Here is a 16,977-nt window from a genome sequence, read left to right as displayed (position 1 = left end):
TATTCAGGCTCTTATTGCAGACAAATAGATTTATTGTATTTTACAGTTAAAAATACGATAAGGAGAATTTTAAAATGAATGGAAAAAATAAAACTTTATTAATTATTGCAATTATATTTATGGCATTTAATCTGCGATCACCTATTACTGGAGTTGGTTCAATTATCAGTATAATAAAAACACAGTTAAATCTTTCGGCAAGTTCATCAGGAATTATTACAACCATTCCTTTGATTGCATTTGCTGTTGTATCACCTTTTGTAAGTAAGCTAAGTCAAAAATATGGCTCAGGACACCTTATGTTCTATGCATTAATTTTTATGGCAGTTGGAATTGAGATTCGTTCTTTTGCAGGGACAGCAGGTTTATTTATTGGTACAGCCATTATTGGTATAGGAATAGCAGTGGGTAATGTAATGATTCCAAGTATTATAAAATCTGAGTTTCCTTTAAGGATTGGAATGATAACAGGTATCTTTACCACCTCAATGTCTATTCTTGCAGGTATATCTTCTGGAATTAGTGTGCCACTTTCAGAAGATGTAGGGTTAGGTTGGAAAAATGCACTGGCAATTTGGGTTGTACTTGTAATTGTTACTATGCTAATCTGGCTTTTTCAGTGGAATTTGCAATTGAAAGGCAAAAATCAATTTGGAAATGACAGTCCTAAGGAAAATGTGTACAAGTCATCTATTGCCTGGTATGTTGCTTTGTATATGGGTATACAATCATTTTTGTATTATTGTTTTGTGGCTTGGCTTCCTACCATTTTACAGGCTAAAGGAATTAATGTTGAGACTGCAGGATATTATGCTTCGGCTTATCAAATAGTTGCGATTCCCGCATCTTTTGTTGTTCCTTTACTAGCAGTAAGAAGAAAAAATCAGAAGCTAGTAACAGGTACCATTTCCTGTATTTATGCAGTTAGTATATTCATGTTTTTGATTGCAAACAGTACTATGATTATTGCAGTTTCTGTTCTCCTATGCGGTTTATGTTCAGGAGGATGCATTAGCCTTGCAATGTCCTTTATTGGACTTAGAAGCAGTGGGGCAGGAGAGGCAGCGAAATTATCAGGAATGGCACAATCCTTAGGTTATACCCTAGCAGCTATCGGACCTTTTATAATTGGAAGTGTATTTGACTTATTTCACTCCTGGAATATACCACTTACGGGATTAATTATTATGGCAATATGTCTTCTTATTGTAGGAAATAAAGCAGGAGAAGATGTAACGATATAGTTATAAAAGTGAGAAATGAGCATAGAATGTGTGCTTGCTGCACAAAAATCCATGCTCATTCCCTTATAGGACTAATCCAGTTTATTTACCAAATAAGCTATATTTTCAGAAAATCTCTTTACTGTTCTCATTCCTTCTTCATCCTTTAAAGCTTCACCAGGTTTTTGTCCGAAGACTACATTCCAGTATGTTGAGCCTGGTATAATCATGTCATTGTAGAGATAGAACATAAGCATTTCCTGTATTGATGATGTCTGGCCAGCACGCCTTGCAACAGCAATAGGTCCTCCTACCATTCTGGATAAGAAGTTTCCACCTTTCATAGATGCCATAGCTATTCTTTGAAGTGCTGTCATAAGCTCTGCTCTTGCAGTTCCCCAATAAACAGGAGATGCTACAATGAGTCCCTTAGCACCCTTTATTTTTTCAATTATTTCATCAAATCCATCATTATAGCCTCCTTGAGGATTCATGGAATCTTTTAAAGTCATTCCAGCTAAAGACACAACTTCAGCTGAAACACCATTTTGCTCTATGACTTTTGCACATTCTTTAAGAACTTGCACAGTGTTGCCTTCTGGATTTGGACTTCCGCTTAACAATATTACTTTTTTCATATGTAATATCTCCCTTCAATTTTATAATATAATTATTATTACATAATCATAGTCCTAAATAAAGACAATATCAATATTTCATTGCTTTGCATGATCAAACTTTATAGCTAATCAAAGTAATATTATCCTAATTGTTTGACTAAATTTGTTTAGATTTGACAAATAGAATTAGATACAGGAATTAAATTGGAAACGGTGCAAACATTTATCAAATTATGTTATTATTAATATAAGAGATGTATTATATAACTCACAATTGTAAAGGTTATCAAAAAGGAGGATGCAAAATGAGAAGTATTAAAACTAAGTTAATGTTGGCTATGGGACTATTACTTGCAATTATATGTATTGGTCTTGGAACAATTTCATATTATACTTCGTCGAAGGCATTAATTGGCAATGTAAATGAAGTTCTACCTCAAATAGCAAAAGAGTCTGCAAAAACTGTTAATAGTAGGGTGGAAAGTCAGCTAAATGCTTTAGAGGCTATAGCTAGTGAAACACAGATAAGTGATATGAACAATTCATGGGAGAATAAAAGGGTTATATTAGATGCAGAAGTAAAAAGAAGTGGACATATTGAGATGAATATTGTAGATAAAGATGGAAATGCTATAAATACTAATGGCAAAACAGCTAATATTAAAAATAGAGATTACTTTAAAAAGGCTTTGGCAGGCGAAAAAAATGTATCTGACCCTGTTTTAAGTAAAACACAAAATGCCATGGTTATAGTATATGCGGCACCTATAAAAAATGGAAATCAAATTGTGGGTGTAATTACTGCAGTAAGGAATGGTAAGACATTAAATGATATAACAAAAGATATTACTTTTGGAAAAAGTGGACAAGCATTTATGATAAATAAGCAAGGTACGGCAGTTGCCAACGTAAATGAGCAAATAGTTTTAAAGGGAGATAACATTAATGAAGATGTTAAAAAAGATTCTAAATTAAAGCCTTTTGCGGATATTGAGAAAAAAATGATGAATGGTGAGTCTGGAGTTGGAGAATACACTTATGGTGGTGTAAGAAAATATTTAGGATATGCACCTGTTAATGGCACTAATTGGTCCATTGCAGTTACTTCACCAAAAGCTGAAGTATTAAGTGGCACAAATACTTTAAGATTATGGACTATTACAGCATCTATAATTTTTATAATTTTAGGATTAGTTTTTGTATTTATTCTCGGAAGCAAGATTATAAAAAATATTGTTGCAGCAATTAAATATTTAGAGACGATATCTTCTGGTGATTTGAGTTCAGTGATAAGCCCTAAATATTTGGAACTTAAGGATGAAACTGGTACTCTGGCAAGAGCTGTAAAAATAATGCAGGAATCAATTATAAGTATGATAAAGAGTATTAGAACAAATTCTTCAGAAATTAACAGTCATGCGGATAATTTATCTTCAATATCAGAAGAAATAGCAGCTTCATCAAGTGATGTCGCAACATCAATGCAGGATGTTGCAAAGGGAGCAAGTTCCCAGGCAGAAAATTTAGTAAACATTACAGACATACTAAATAAATTTGGAAGTGAACTAGTTGAAATCATTGATTCAATAAAAGAAGTTGATTCTAATGCAAAGGGTATAAATACTATGTCTGCAAAAAGTAATACTGAAATGGAACAACTTGCCCAGTCTATGAATAAGTTAAGTGATTCTTTTAATGATTTTATATCAAAGACTACTACCCTTGGCCAAAATATAAAACAAATAGATGAAATAACAAGTTTAATTAATAGTATAGCAGAGCAGACCAATCTTCTTGCATTAAATGCAGCAATTGAAGCAGCAAGGGCGGGAGAGGCAGGTAAAGGTTTTTCAGTAGTTGCGGAAGAAATTAGGGAATTGGCAGAGCAAACAACGGAATCTTCAAAAAATATAAGCACATTGATAAATAGTGTATCAGATGACTCAAGCATAATGGTAAAATCATCAGGAGAAATAAAAGATCAGTTAAATTCACAAATTTCAATTGTAAATACTACAATTGATTCATTCAAGCTTATAGTTAATGAAATAACTCAAATGAGTTCTAAAATTAATATGGTAAATGGTTTAACGGCAAATATTGACAGTGAAAAGTCCGATATACTTGGTAAGATTGAAGAAATATCTTCTGTTGCAGAAGAAGTTTCAGCTTCGTCTGAGGAAATAGCAGCATCATCTGAGGAAATGAATGCTTCTACTGAGGAAGTAGCAGCAACAGCACATACTTTGGCAGATATGACCAATGATATGAAAAAAGAAATTACTAAATTTAAACTTTAGAAAATGTAATAGTTAAAAAACAGTTAGTAAATCTAAGGATACTAACTGTTTTTTTAGTTACTTATCTATTAAATTTTTTTCAAATTCTGCTACCATTTTTTTAGTCATTAAGCCACCAACCAGTCCGCCATTATGGCCGTTTAATTTTGAAGTCTTGTTTCCCTTGTAGCTGTCGTTAAATTCCATGCCAAATTCGTTTGAATACTTTGTTTTTAATTTATCCAGTTTTGGCTTTGCTTCTGGAACTAAAGGTCTTCTACTCATAAAGTAACACCTCCATTTCAATATTAGTTTTATACTTTTAAGTAAAGATATACTTAGTAAATTGTTCATTAAAGTATCCCATAGGCTTTCTAAGCAAAAAATCAAATTATACTCCAGATATTTTTTGCAATCTTCAGCTCGGTTAAATATTTTGATAAGGCTAAGCAAAAAAATTAAAAAATACTGAGAACTTTTGAAAACTCGTACCTCAAACAATTCAAAAGTTCTAGATTTTTTAAAATTTTTTTACTAAGACTTATATACAAAACATTTAAATGAGCTTCATTATTGTAAAAATATCCCTGCATATAATTTGATTTTTAAGTTAGAGAGTCTATGATTGTATTTGTGAATTAAGCATGAATTTATGATTTCAATTATTCTAGGTAATTGAGTACAGTGAAGTAATTTATTCGTTTATTTGACAGTTAATTTAATCTCATAGTAAAATATAAATAATATAATAAATTTTAGAAGAACTTATGTATGTATCGCCAGATATGAAGAGGTGAAATAATACATATATTTTTACTTAGATTATACAAAAGGGGACAAGTATTATGAACAAAAAATTTATCAAAGTAACTATGGCTTTAACCTGTGCTATTATAGCATCATCTTTTCACAATGTTTTTGCAGACAGTGGAAAGTATTACAATATTTCTAGAATATATGGTGTTAACAGGTATGAAACCTCTGCAAATATAAGCAGACAATTTGATTCAAAGGAAGTAAAGAATGTTATATTGGCATCAGGAAAAGATTTTCCGGATGCTCTCGCAGGTTCTGTACTTTCAAAAAAATTAAATGCACCTATTTTACTTATGGATGATGTTAATGATCCTTCCGAGGAGGACTCCTTAAGTTATATAGAAAATTATGTATCTAAAGATGGAACTATATATGTTTTAGGAGGAGATGCGTCTGTAAGTCCACAGGTTATAAGTTGTTTGAATAAGTTAGATTTTAACAATATAAAAAGACTTGGAGGAAAGAATAGATTTGAAACCAACAATTCTATAGTTGATGAAATAAATACTTCAAAAGGTACTCCTGTAGTGCTTGTAAATGGATTAAATTTTCCAGATGCACTTAGCATATCAAGTGTAGCAGCTTCTAAAGGATATCCTATATTTATGAGTTTATCTAATTCTATTCCAGATAGCATAATTCAGAAGATAACTTCTATAAATCCATCTAAGATATATATAGTTGGTGGAACAGGTGCATTAGATACTCAAGTTGAAGATCAACTTAAGAATGCTATGACTTATATAAAAAGTGATGATTTAGTTAGAATTAGCGGTAGTAATAGGTATGAAACCTCAATTAAAATAGCTAACTATTTTAATTTGGATTCTAAAAGCGTAATTTTAGCTAATGGTGAAAATTTTCCAGATGCTTTATCTGGTAGTGCACTTGCTTCAAAATTAAATGCACCTATAGTGCTAACTGATGGAGTAAATGCAAATGTACAAAAAAAATATATAGATGATTCAAAATACACAAATATGTATATTTTGGGTGGACAAGGTTCTGTAAATTCTTCTATAGAAAATAGTTTTAATGGCATTAAATTAGATCTTGATGGAGATTTCCAAGGAAATAAAATAATTGATTTTAAAACTGCTGATGTAAATAATGATGGAAAACCTGAAAATGTTATACTAGCTTGTAAAGGTGATGATTTAAGTCCAACATTATATGTGCAGGATGCTTCAGATGGAAAAGTAATTGATTCTAAGACTATTAAAGACTTTTCATCTGGAAAAGGTGATATCGTACTTGCAGATATAAATGGAGATGGAACCCCAGATATTACAGCAGTAGTTGAAAATGGGGGAAATAGTTGTATACAAACTTGCGATATAGAAACTTTAAAAGATAATAAGTTTTTTGAACTTGGAAAATATGGTGCCGAAAATTCTTTAAATCCTTTTCCTGAGAGTGATCTTTCTTTTAACCTTGATGGATACGATACATTTAAAATGTACTCAAAATCTCTTGATAAGACTTGTTCTGTGGATTTGACAGGAGATGAAGGTATACAAAATATTAAAAAGGATGGAGAAAGTGTAGATCCATATATAGGTCATGGACCAAGATTTACAGTGTCTGACATAGATGGTGATGGAGTATATGAATTAAAGGTTTATGAAGATATATCGGGAAGCTGTCATGCAGATGTAATTGGATGGGCGAAAGGATCTTATAAATACAAGGATTCATCTTTAAAACTTATTAATATTGATATGGGAAGTTATTATCCTGTAAAGTAAAAAATATCATGTAAAAAGCATCTTCTTATGAACCGACCCCCAAAAGTTAGACCTCAAATCTAACGATTGGAGGTTGGTTTTTTATATGCATACAATTAATTGCTTTCCAAATGTGTATAATTGAAGCTCCCGTGATCTACTTTTCCAGTAATATCAATTCATTATTGTACACTTTGAAATTAAATTATGTTAAAATGATTTTATGTATTATATATTTAGACATTTGAAAGAAAATAGGCTAGTATACTGGCTGACTATTTCTTTGAAAATGCCTTACATCTATGGAGTTGTTAAAATGACGCAAAAAACTGTTTTAAAGCAAAAGCCTCAATTGAAGATTAAACCACCTTCTATGTATAAAGTCATTATACACAATGATGACTACACTACTATGGAATTTGTAGTTGAAGTTTTAATAAAAATATTTGAAAAAAGTGCTGTAGAAGCTACCAAAATAATGTATGATGTACATAGAAGAGGCATAGGAGTAGCAGGTGTATATGTTTATGATATTGCTGCTACTAAAATAATGCAAGCTGTAAAGATGGCGGAGAGCAGTGGGTTCCCACTAAAATTTAGTATGGAAGAGGAATAATTATGAAACTAGATAGAATAGTAAATGAAATTATGACTGCAGCTTACAATGAAGCAAAATATTGTAAGCATGAATATTTTACACCAGAACATTTATTATACGCTGCTTTATTTTTCCCGGAAGGAATGGAAATAGTAGAAGGATGCGGTGGAAGTGTACAGGATATAAAAAATGATTTGCTACAGTATTTTAGTGATAATATACAAGTTACAGAAAAAAAAGAGCCGCTGGAAACTGTAAGCTTGCAAAATATATTAACTTCTGCAGGCGAACATGTTTTAGCAGCTGAAAAGGAAATAATAAAATTAGGAGATATTTTTATATCTATATATGACGAAGAACAGAGTTTTGCCAGCTTTTTTCTAAAAAAACAAGGGATAAAGAGAATAGATATATTAAATTATATAACTCATGGAACTCCAGCAAATATGTTTAATTATAATATTGAAGATGATGCTATATACTCATCGGACGAACAGGATATGCCTTTATTTTTTCAAATAGCAGATTTTTCAGTAGAACTTACTGAAAAGGCAAGAAATGGCGAAATAGATCCTTTGATTGGCAGAGATGATATACTTAGTAGAACAATTCAGGTGCTTTCAAGAAGGAACAAAAATAATCCAATTCATGTTGGAGATCCAGGGGTTGGAAAGACAGCCATCACAGAAGGATTGGCGAGCCTGATTGCAGATGGCAAAGTGCCTAAAAATTTGAAAGGTAGTAAAATATATTCCTTGGATATGGGTTCTATTCTAGCAGGTACTAAGTATAGGGGAGATTTTGAAGAGAGAGTAAAAAATATATTGAAGAAAATAGAAAAAGAAGATAAGGCTATAGTATATATAGATGAAATACACACTATAATAGGAGCAGGATCTGTATCTGGTGGATCTCTTGATGCTGCAAATATTTTAAAGCCTTTTTTGACTAGTGGAAGAATTAGATTTATAGGATCTACTACTTATGATGAATACAAAAAGATATTTGAAAAGGATAGAGCTCTTGCCAGAAGATTTCAAAAAATAGAAGTACCGGAGCCTACGGCAGAAGATACTTATAATATACTTCTAGGAATAAAAGGACAGTATGAAAAATTTCACAATGTGGTTTATGAAGATGAAGCTTTAAAAGCAGCAGTAGATTTATCCATAAAATATATAAATGATAGGTATTTGCCAGACAAAGCTATAGATGTAATAGATGAAACTGGTGCCTATGCGAGGCTTCATGGAAAAGATGAAGAACAAATAGTTATTGAAAAGAAACACATAGAAAAGACAATTTCATCTATGGCAAAAATACCAGAGAGAACATTGTCACAGGATGAGACAAAAGTTCTTAAGAATTTAGATAATATTCTTAAGGAAAAGATATTTGGGCAGGATGAAGCTGTAAAGGCTGTAGTAAGGGCAATTAAAAGGTCTAGAGCTGGATTTAATGAAGACAACAAAACCGTGGCAAATCTCCTTTTTGTAGGCCCAACAGGTGTGGGAAAAACGGAAATAAGTAAGCAGCTTTCAAATGCTTTAAATATTCCACTAATAAGATTTGACATGAGTGAGTATCAGGAAAAGCATACAGTGGCAAGGCTTATTGGTTCTCCACCAGGATATGTAGGATATGAAGAAGGTGGACTTTTAACAGACACTATAAGGAAGACTCCTTACTGTGTGCTGCTTTTAGACGAAATAGAGAAGGCACATCCAGATGTACTTAATATAATGCTGCAGCTTATGGATTATGCTACTCTTACGGATAATACTGGAAGAAAAACTGATTTTAAAAATGTAATACTTATAATGACTTCAAATGCAGGAGCAAGGTATTTAGGAAAATCACTTATGGGATTTGGAAATAGAATTGTAAAAGATGATGCAATTTCCCAGGAGGTAAATAGAGTATTTTCTCCGGAATTCAGAAATAGATTGGATGAAATAATATTTTTTAATGGAATGAATGAACAGATGGCATACCGTGTAGCACAGAAGGCTATGGGTGAATTTGAAAAGCAACTTTTAACTAAGAATATAAAGATAACAGTTACAGATAATTGCTATAAATGGTTAGCACAAAAAGGTGTGTCATTAGAATATGGTGCAAGAGAGATAATGAGGATAGTTAAGCAGGAAATAAAACCTTATTTTGTAGATAAAGTGCTCTTTGACAATAAAATTAAAGATACCGTTAGCGTCATAGATATAGAAAATGATAGCATAAAGATTAAAGTAGAAGGAGAATAAGTTAAATATTAGAGGGGATCTATGACGGAAGGATGAGTTAAAGTGAAAAAAGTAAGCAAGATTATTGTAATTAGTTTGTTGGCTTTTATTGTAATGACTGCAGGTATGTTTTCTGCAAAAGTTATGGCAAGCGGGACTTCAGACACCGATAATAAACCAGTTCATGGCAAAGTTATTAAAATACATGCAGGTGGAGACAAGAATTCCCAAAGATTTTCTAATGCAGATGTAAAAATTACATCAGGAAGTCTTAAAGGCAAGGTGATTACAGTTCAAAATTTTGCAGGTGGGCAAATCAAAGATGAAGGAAGTAGTACACAGAGCTTTGCAAAAGTAGGAGATGAAGTATTAGTCAATATACAATATGATTCAAAAAACAAGGTGAAAAAAGCTTATATTTATGAGATAGTAAGGTATAAATATCTATATGGATTGGCTGCATTTCTAATCATATTGCTTATAGCTATAGGTGGCTTAAAAGGCTTTAAATCCGTAATAACTTTAGCTATAACTGGAATTGTGGTAATAAAAGTGCTTATACCACTTATACTACAGGGATTCAACCCAATGATAGTATCTATTGCAGTATGTATTTTTGTAACCATAGTGAACCTACTCATAATAAGTGGTAAAAATGAAAAAACACTTGCTGCTATTATAGGAACCTCTGGTGGGGTACTTATTGCAGGGGCCATAGCGTTCTTTTCAAACTCTATGATGATGTTAAATGGACTTACTGATGATCAAATGCAGTCTATTATATATACTTCACAAAATGCCAATTTCAATTTTTCAGGTTTGTTGTTTGCAGGAATAATCATGGGAGCACTTGGGGCAGTTATGGATGTAAGTATGTCTATAGCGTCCTCTATAATGGAAATAAAAGAGGTAAAACCTGATATGACTATGAAGGAACTTGTGAAATCTGGTATGAATGTGGGAAAAGATATTATGGGCACTATGGCCAATACTTTGATACTTGCTTATGTAGGAGGAGCCATGTACATAATGATTATGATTTCATCTTACTCTTATAGTACATCTATTTCTACAGCTTTGGATCAAGATATTATTGCTTCTGAAGTTTTAAAAGCTCTGGCAGGAAGTATAGGTCTTATATTTGCAGTACCTATAACAGCAGTTATAACTGCGTTTTTAATTAAACTGAATAAAGGTAAGGAAAAGTAACATTTTTTAATCTAAAACAATATTATAATACAGTGAAACAATTTGAAAATATGGAGATGAACATTAATGGAAACTGTTGTAAATTTTTATGTTGTTTTAGATGGAAATGGAGAAAATAAAAAAGAATTAAAAAGTCAAATAACTTCAGATAATCCTATATTTACAAATATACAAAGTGGGGATACTATAATTCCTAAAGAAGGTAGCGAAGAATATATGGTTTTAAAAACCGTAAGAAATTTTGCAAAAGAAGAATTGGATATATATATAAGTAGAATAAAAAATAAAGATGAAGTAATGGATGAAATAGAAGAACTGGCTAATAAGACTGTAAAATCAGTATTGGATTCTATTAAAGATACATTTGACTTTGATAAAAAAGAGTAATTTATCTGATGGCTACCTACTGTAACACTCCCACGCACTCTGTGAAAGCGATTATCACCAAATCATAGATTTGGGATACCTGCTTTTCTATCAAAGTGGGAGCTAACAGTAGCTACGCCCCTAGATAATTCATCTAAACTTAGTGGGAGAAACAAAATCCCACTAAGTAAGATTCATTGATAGACAATAATTTAAAAACACTATTAAAATCATTTGATATAATGATTTTAATAGTGTTTTTTTATATGATGCCAAGAACTCTGTTTATAGAAATTTTATTTAGACATTTGAAAGAAAATAGACTAGCACATTTATTGGTTATTTCTTTAAAATGCATTAAGTTAGGAAGTGCAAAAGTGAACAAAAGTATAATAAAAAATTTTGCCATTCGAAGTAGAAAAGAACTTAAAGTAAAAATTAAAGCATCATTATATGATATGGGAAAAGGTAAAATTGAAAGCTTAAATGAAAAAGACGATGATGCTTATAACAAAATCATTGAAGAAACCGCATATATTTGGTTTAATAGATTTATTTCAATCAGATTTATGGAAGTGAATCATTATATTTCTACCAAAATAGGAGTATTATCTTGCTTTAATCCAGCTGACATTGGAATGAATATATTAGCGAAAGCAAATGATTTGAAGTTTAATATAGATAATGAAAAAATTGATGAAATGAAATTAAATGCAAATGTAGATGAATTATTTAAGTATATAATAATAACTGAATGGAACAGTTTAAATAAAATACTGCCTTGTGTGTTTAAGAATAAAGAAAATTATGTAGAATTACTCTTCCCACATAAACTTATAAAAGAAGGTTCTTTTATAAAAAATCTATTAGACAAAAATATTATATCTGAAAACGATTGGAAGGACATAGAAATTATAGGATGGCTTTACGAATACTATGAACTTGAAGAAAAAAATAGGATAACAAAATCAAAAAAGAAGTATACTAAAGAAGAAATTCCCTGTGCAACACAGCTGTTTACACCAGATTGGATAGTAAAATATATGGTTCAAAATTCTCTGGGAAGATATTGGATAGAGTCACATCCAGAACACAATGATTTAAAGGAAAAGTGGGAATTTTATATAGAGAATTCAGAGAAAAAAGAGGATATAGGTTATAAACTGAAACCTTATATAGATAAAAAATTGAAGGTTGAACAAATAAAGTGTTTTGATCCTGCTTGCGGTTCGGGGCACATACTTATATATATGTTTGATCTGTTATATGATATATATGTAAAATGTGGATATAAAAAGGTGGATATACCAACTCTTATAATAGAAAATAATCTTTATGGACTGGACATAGATGACAGGGCATGTCAGCTTGCACGTTTTTCAATTATAATGAGGGGTATGAGGTATGATAAAGAGTTACTTAATAACACAAAGAAAAAGTCTATAAGGTTTAACATAGTATCTATACAAGAGACTAATAGCCTTGGTGATAAAGACATAGCTTATATAGCTGGGAAAAATTCAGGAGAGAATTATGAGAGAACAAAGTCTTTCATAGAAAATTTTAAGGATGCAAAAATATATGGTTCTCTTATACAATTAGATAAATTCAATATGCAATTTTTTAAGGATAGACTAGAGTATATAAAGGATGAAACTTCCAATAATGTGATTGAAGAAAGTAGAAGAAAAAAGGTTTTAAGGCTTATGACGCAGCTTATAAAGCAGAGTGAAATAATGCTTAAAACTTATGATATTTTGGTAGCAAATCCACCTTATATAGGAAATAAATATTTAAATCCACTTTTGGCTAAATATATTGGAGATAAGTATCCAGAAGGAAAGTCAGATATATTTTCTGCATTTATTGTATATAGTTTCTCAAAAGTTAAGGTGAGCGGTCAATTGGGATTTATGACACCTTTTGTGTGGATGTTCATACAGTCTTATAAAAAGCTTAGGAAAATTATAGTGGACAATAAAAACATAAATAATCTGATACAGCTGGAGTATTCTGCATTTGAAGAAGCAACAGTTCCAATCTGTACGTTTACTTTAAGAAATTATAATGCACAAATTAAAGAAAATTATATTAAACTGTCACGCTTTAAGGGAGTTTTCAGCCAGCCAGAGAAGGTTAAGGAGGCAATAAATAATCCAGTTGTGGATTACAGGTATGAAGTAAAGCAAGGTAAAATGAAGAACATTCCACAAAATAGATTTGGTTACTGGCTTACAGATAGTGAAATTCAAGTATTAAATGAAGCAAAAGTTATAGCTGATGTTTCATTTCCCTGTACTGGCATGCAGACCGGAAATAATGATAAATATGTAAGACAATGGTTTGAGGTAGAATATGAAACTATTAATTTCACAGGTAAAAGTAATAGAAGGAAATATTGGATCCCCTATCAAATGGGAGGAGACGCCCGAAAATGGTATGGAAATATTTCAGAAGTAGTTTATTGGAAAGACAATGGAGAAAAGTTGAAAGAAGAAAAAGGTGCTGTTATAAGAAATGAGAGATTTTATTTTAAAAGAGGTATAAGCTGGAAAAGGATAACTTCAGGAAATAATACTATAAGGGTGTTAAACGAAGGCTTTATTTTTGACCAATCTGCAGATTCTATATTTGTGAAAAATAAGCCTGATTACAATTATATACTGGCTTTTTTTAATACTAAAATAATGAGGAATATTTTTGAATTTATATCTCCAACATTAAATTTAACTGCAGGAACTGTTAAGCAAATTCCCATATATATGGACAATAATATAATTGTCAGAAAAAAAATAGATTCACTGTGTAAGGAGTGCATAGTTATATCTAAATTGGACTGGGACTTTTTTGAAATTTCCTGGAATTTTACAAGGCATCCTCTTTTGTCAGTTAAGAGTGGAAAATTGATAGTTGATAGTAAACAGTTATCAGTGGAAAGTAATGAAAATCCAAAAAATACTACTCACTTGTCAGATGCATTTAATGCATGGAAAATATTTACTGATAAACAGTTTGCTAGATTAAAATCTAATGAGGAAGAATTAAATCGAATTTTTATAGAAATTTATGGACTTAAAAATGAATTGACACCAGAAGTACCAGATGGGGAGATGACTATTAGAAAAGCAGATTTATCAAGAGATATAAAGAGCTTTATTTCTTATGCCGTAGGATGTATGTTTGGTAGGTATTCTTTAGATGTAGATGGAATTGTATATGCTGGAGGAAATTTTCATAATAAATGGAAACTTGAAAATGAAAAATGGAAGGTTAAAAGTGAAAAAAGCGATGCATGGTTTTACTCTACTTTTTCACCTGATGAGGATAATATAATCCCAGTACTTTCAGAACACTATTTTGAAGATGATATAGTAGACAAATTTGTACAATTTGTAAGTGCTACTTTTGGAGAAGAAAAGTTATCAGAAAATCTTCAATTTATAGCAAAAACGCTTGGAAAAAAGAGTAATGAAACAGATGAAGATACTATAAGAAGATACTTTGTATGTGATTTTTTTAAAGATCATGTAAAGATGTATAAAAAGAGACCTATATATTGGATGTTTACATCTGGCAAGGAAAAGACATTTAATTGTCTGGTTTATATGCATAGATACGATAAAGATACTTTATCTAAAATAAGTATAATTTATATAAGAAAGCTCAAAAGTATGTTGTATAAAAAAAGGAAAGAGCTCCTTAATGTAATGGAAGAGGGCTGTGGATGTTTTAAAAAAAAGAAAGCTAAAAAAGAGCTTCTAGTACTTCTTAAAAAAATAGATGAATTGGAAAAGTATGATGCAATGATGAAACACATGGATTTTACAAAAATAGAAATAAATTTGGATAAAGGTGTGAAAACTAACTATAAAAAGTTTAAAGAGATGCTGTGCAAAATATGATTTTTATTTTAAGGAGAAAAGTATGGATGAAGATTATAAGAATCTTAAAATTGCAGAAAAGGGTGCACGTATTAGCATTATAGCTTATATAATTTTATCGATGCTTAAATTGACTTTAGGATATTTTTATCAATCTAAAGCACTTACTGCTGATGGAGTGAATAATTCAACAGATATAATTGCATCACTGGCCATTATTATAGGACTCAAAATATCTAGAAAACCAGCAGATGATGATCATGCCTATGGTCATTTAAGAGCACAGACTATATCTTCACTTGTTGCTTCTTTAATAATGATAGCTGTAGGTTTAGATGTAATTTACAATGCAGTGTATACCACCATTTTTTTAAAGAACAAGGCACCAGATATGATTTCAGCAGTGGTCGCCATTATTTGTGCAATACTTATATATGCAGTTTATGTATATAATAAAAGGGTTGCGCTTAGAATTAAAAGTTCTGCATTGATGGCTGCTGCAAAAGATAATCTCTCAGATGCTTGGGTAAGTATGGGCACTGCAGCTGGAATCATAGCTTCTCAATTTGGATTCCCCTGGATAGATCCACTGGCAGCAGTACTAGTAGGAATTTTAATTTGTAAGACAGGTGGGGAAATCTTTAAGGAAGCAGCGCATAATTTAACAGATGGTTTTGACAGCAAACAGTTAGATAGTATAGTTTCTAAAATAAAGGAAATTGATGGCGTTAGCTGTGTTAAAGGTACGAAAGCACGTGTTCATGGTAATAATATTTTGCTTGATATTGTAATAGGAGTTAACTCTAAGCTTACTGTAGTTAAAAGTCATGAAATCACAGAAGAAATAGAAGAAATGTTAAATAGAGAATTTAAAATCAAACATGCAATTATACATGTAGAACCGGATTCAAAATAATGTTATTATTTTGAATCCCTATTTACTATAAAAATTCCTATACATACAAGCACAAGAGCTGCAATGTTTTCAACATTAAAGATACTTTCACCTAAAAATATAGAAGATAGAATGGTACCTGCCACAGGAATTACAAAATTAAACATGGAAATAAATCCAACCTTATTATATTTTAATAGCACTGTCCAAATTGAAAATGCGGCAGCTGATAGTATTGCTAAATATAATAAAATAGCAGTAGAGCCAATTGTGAAGTTTGTCACGTAGCCTTTATTGAAAAGTCCAAGAGCTAAAAGAGCTAAACCGCCTATAAGGAGTTGATATCCTGTTACAAGCACTGAATCTATATTTTTGCAGATTTGTTTTCCGTAAATTGAAGATGCAGAAAATACAAAGGCAGATAATATGATAAAACCTTCACCTGTAAATTTAAAGCTAAAACTTAAAAGTTCACTGCTGAAATTTACAATTAGTACCCCAATAAAACCAAGTATACAGCCTATAGCTTTTTTAGTATTTATCCTATCATTTTTATACAAAAAATGGGCCAGTACTACACTGAAGAATGTACCAGTGGAATTCATTATAGAGCCTTTTGAACCCGTTGTATTAGCAAGTCCAATATAAAAAAATATGTATTCAAGAGTAGTTTGAGTCAAACCAAGTAGTATAATCTGTTTGACATTTTTTTTAGTTATTGAAAATATGTTTTTAGAAGAAAATAGAGCTACTATCAAAACAATTAATCCTGCAAGTATGAATCTGTAGCCGGCAAAAGACAATTCTGAAAATATATCTTTTGAGCCTATCTTAAAAAGGGCATACCCACTTTTAACTCCAGGGTAGGCACTTCCCCATAGTATGCAGCAAAAAGATGCAAGTAGTATTACTATTTTTTTATTTGTAAAAAAACTTTTGTTGTCCAATTATGTCAATTCCTTTCTTTAAGCAATAATTATATTATACATTTTTTTAAAATTAAGTGAAGGTAAAATTTTGGATATAGGTTAAATAAATGTTGAGTTACAATTATACTTAATTTATAATTGTACTGTGATATTTGGAAATATTTTAAAAGAGTTTTATAGGTTGACTTCACCAA

Annotated in this window: 12 protein-coding genes; 9 read left to right on the top strand and 3 right to left on the bottom strand. The window is 31.0% G+C overall.

Annotated elements, in window-relative coordinates; translation table 11 throughout:
• Positions 1 to 74 precede the first annotated feature (74 nt).
• Positions 75 to 1,244: a CynX/NimT family MFS transporter gene (locus CLAU_RS02560; protein WP_013239127.1), complete on the top strand. Its 1,170-nt coding sequence runs from the start codon at positions 75 to 77 to the stop codon at positions 1,242 to 1,244.
• A 71-nt stretch (positions 1,245 to 1,315) separates the two neighbouring features.
• Here the strand turns inward: CLAU_RS02560 and CLAU_RS02555 are convergent, their stop codons facing one another.
• Complete coding sequence (locus tag CLAU_RS02555; RefSeq protein ID WP_013239126.1) at positions 1,316 to 1,861, bottom strand: flavodoxin family protein; 546 nt, start codon at positions 1,859 to 1,861, stop codon at positions 1,316 to 1,318.
• A gap of 287 nt (positions 1,862 to 2,148) precedes the next feature.
• Between CLAU_RS02555 and CLAU_RS02550 the strand changes: the two genes are divergently transcribed.
• On the top strand, positions 2,149 to 4,143 hold the full coding sequence (locus CLAU_RS02550; RefSeq protein ID WP_013239125.1) for a methyl-accepting chemotaxis protein: 1,995 nt from the start codon (positions 2,149 to 2,151) through the stop codon (positions 4,141 to 4,143).
• 57 nt (positions 4,144 to 4,200) lie between these two features.
• On the opposite strand, the gene CLAU_RS02545 is transcribed toward CLAU_RS02550, so the two are convergent.
• On the bottom strand, positions 4,201 to 4,407 hold the full coding sequence (locus CLAU_RS02545; protein WP_013239124.1) for an alpha/beta-type small acid-soluble spore protein: 207 nt from the start codon (positions 4,405 to 4,407) through the stop codon (positions 4,201 to 4,203).
• Between the two features lie 560 nt (positions 4,408 to 4,967).
• On the opposite strand from CLAU_RS02545, the gene CLAU_RS02540 reads away from it, so the two are divergent.
• The 7 genes from CLAU_RS02540 to CLAU_RS02510 all read left to right on the top strand — a co-directional run bounded on the left by CLAU_RS02540 (position 4,968) and on the right by CLAU_RS02510 (position 15,875).
• A complete protein-coding gene (locus CLAU_RS02540; RefSeq protein WP_013239123.1) occupies positions 4,968 to 6,686 on the top strand; it encodes a cell wall-binding repeat-containing protein in 1,719 nt (572 codons plus the stop codon).
• Between the two features lie 295 nt (positions 6,687 to 6,981).
• Positions 6,982 to 7,281 carry an ATP-dependent Clp protease adaptor ClpS gene (locus CLAU_RS02535; protein WP_013239122.1) on the top strand — a complete coding sequence of 100 codons (300 nt, stop codon included), beginning with the start codon at positions 6,982 to 6,984 and terminating at the stop codon, positions 7,279 to 7,281.
• 2 nt (positions 7,282 to 7,283) lie between these two features.
• A complete protein-coding gene (gene clpA / locus CLAU_RS02530; RefSeq protein WP_013239121.1) occupies positions 7,284 to 9,524 on the top strand; it encodes an ATP-dependent Clp protease ATP-binding subunit ClpA in 2,241 nt (746 codons plus the stop codon).
• A 42-nt stretch (positions 9,525 to 9,566) separates the two neighbouring features.
• Complete coding sequence (locus tag CLAU_RS02525; RefSeq protein WP_013239120.1) at positions 9,567 to 10,712, top strand: YibE/F family protein; 1,146 nt, start codon at positions 9,567 to 9,569, stop codon at positions 10,710 to 10,712.
• Positions 10,713 to 10,778: 66 nt separating this feature from the next.
• A complete protein-coding gene (locus CLAU_RS02520; protein ID WP_013239119.1) occupies positions 10,779 to 11,099 on the top strand; it encodes a hypothetical protein in 321 nt (106 codons plus the stop codon).
• Positions 11,100 to 11,455: 356 nt separating this feature from the next.
• Positions 11,456 to 14,980: a BREX-1 system adenine-specific DNA-methyltransferase PglX gene (pglX, locus tag CLAU_RS02515; protein WP_029169948.1), complete on the top strand. Its 3,525-nt coding sequence runs from the start codon at positions 11,456 to 11,458 to the stop codon at positions 14,978 to 14,980.
• A 22-nt stretch (positions 14,981 to 15,002) separates the two neighbouring features.
• Positions 15,003 to 15,875 carry a cation diffusion facilitator family transporter gene (locus CLAU_RS02510; RefSeq protein WP_013239117.1) on the top strand — a complete coding sequence of 291 codons (873 nt, stop codon included), beginning with the start codon at positions 15,003 to 15,005 and terminating at the stop codon, positions 15,873 to 15,875.
• A gap of 5 nt (positions 15,876 to 15,880) precedes the next feature.
• Here CLAU_RS02510 and CLAU_RS02505 read toward each other — a convergent pair whose 3' ends face one another.
• On the bottom strand, positions 15,881 to 16,801 hold the full coding sequence (locus CLAU_RS02505) for a DMT family transporter (RefSeq protein WP_013239116.1): 921 nt from the start codon (positions 16,799 to 16,801) through the stop codon (positions 15,881 to 15,883).
• Positions 16,802 to 16,977 lie beyond the last annotated feature (176 nt).

The sequence above is a fragment of the Clostridium autoethanogenum DSM 10061 genome (genome assembly GCF_001484725.1).
Taxonomy (GTDB): Bacteria; Bacillota; Clostridia; order Clostridiales; family Clostridiaceae; genus Clostridium_B; species Clostridium_B ljungdahlii.
The sequence above is the reverse complement of the archived record's forward strand: the minus strand, read 5'-3'. Positions and strand labels throughout refer to the sequence as shown.

What these genes read in the sequence shown, in the direction of transcription:
- CLAU_RS02560 (WP_013239127.1), top strand. Translation starts at nt 75, where the DNA reads ATGAATGGAAAAAATAAAACTTTATTAATTATTGCAATTATATTTATG.
- CLAU_RS02555 (WP_013239126.1), bottom strand. Translation starts at nt 1,861, where the DNA reads ATGAAAAAAGTAATATTGTTAAGCGGAAGTCCAAATCCAGAAGGCAAC.
- CLAU_RS02550 (WP_013239125.1), top strand. Translation starts at nt 2,149, where the DNA reads ATGAGAAGTATTAAAACTAAGTTAATGTTGGCTATGGGACTATTACTT.
- CLAU_RS02545 (WP_013239124.1), bottom strand. Translation starts at nt 4,407, where the DNA reads ATGAGTAGAAGACCTTTAGTTCCAGAAGCAAAGCCAAAACTGGATAAA.
- CLAU_RS02540 (WP_013239123.1), top strand. Translation starts at nt 4,968, where the DNA reads ATGAACAAAAAATTTATCAAAGTAACTATGGCTTTAACCTGTGCTATT.
- CLAU_RS02535 (WP_013239122.1), top strand. Translation starts at nt 6,982, where the DNA reads ATGACGCAAAAAACTGTTTTAAAGCAAAAGCCTCAATTGAAGATTAAA.
- clpA (WP_013239121.1), top strand. Translation starts at nt 7,284, where the DNA reads ATGAAACTAGATAGAATAGTAAATGAAATTATGACTGCAGCTTACAAT.
- CLAU_RS02520 (WP_013239119.1), top strand. Translation starts at nt 10,779, where the DNA reads ATGGAAACTGTTGTAAATTTTTATGTTGTTTTAGATGGAAATGGAGAA.
- CLAU_RS02510 (WP_013239117.1), top strand. Translation starts at nt 15,003, where the DNA reads ATGGATGAAGATTATAAGAATCTTAAAATTGCAGAAAAGGGTGCACGT.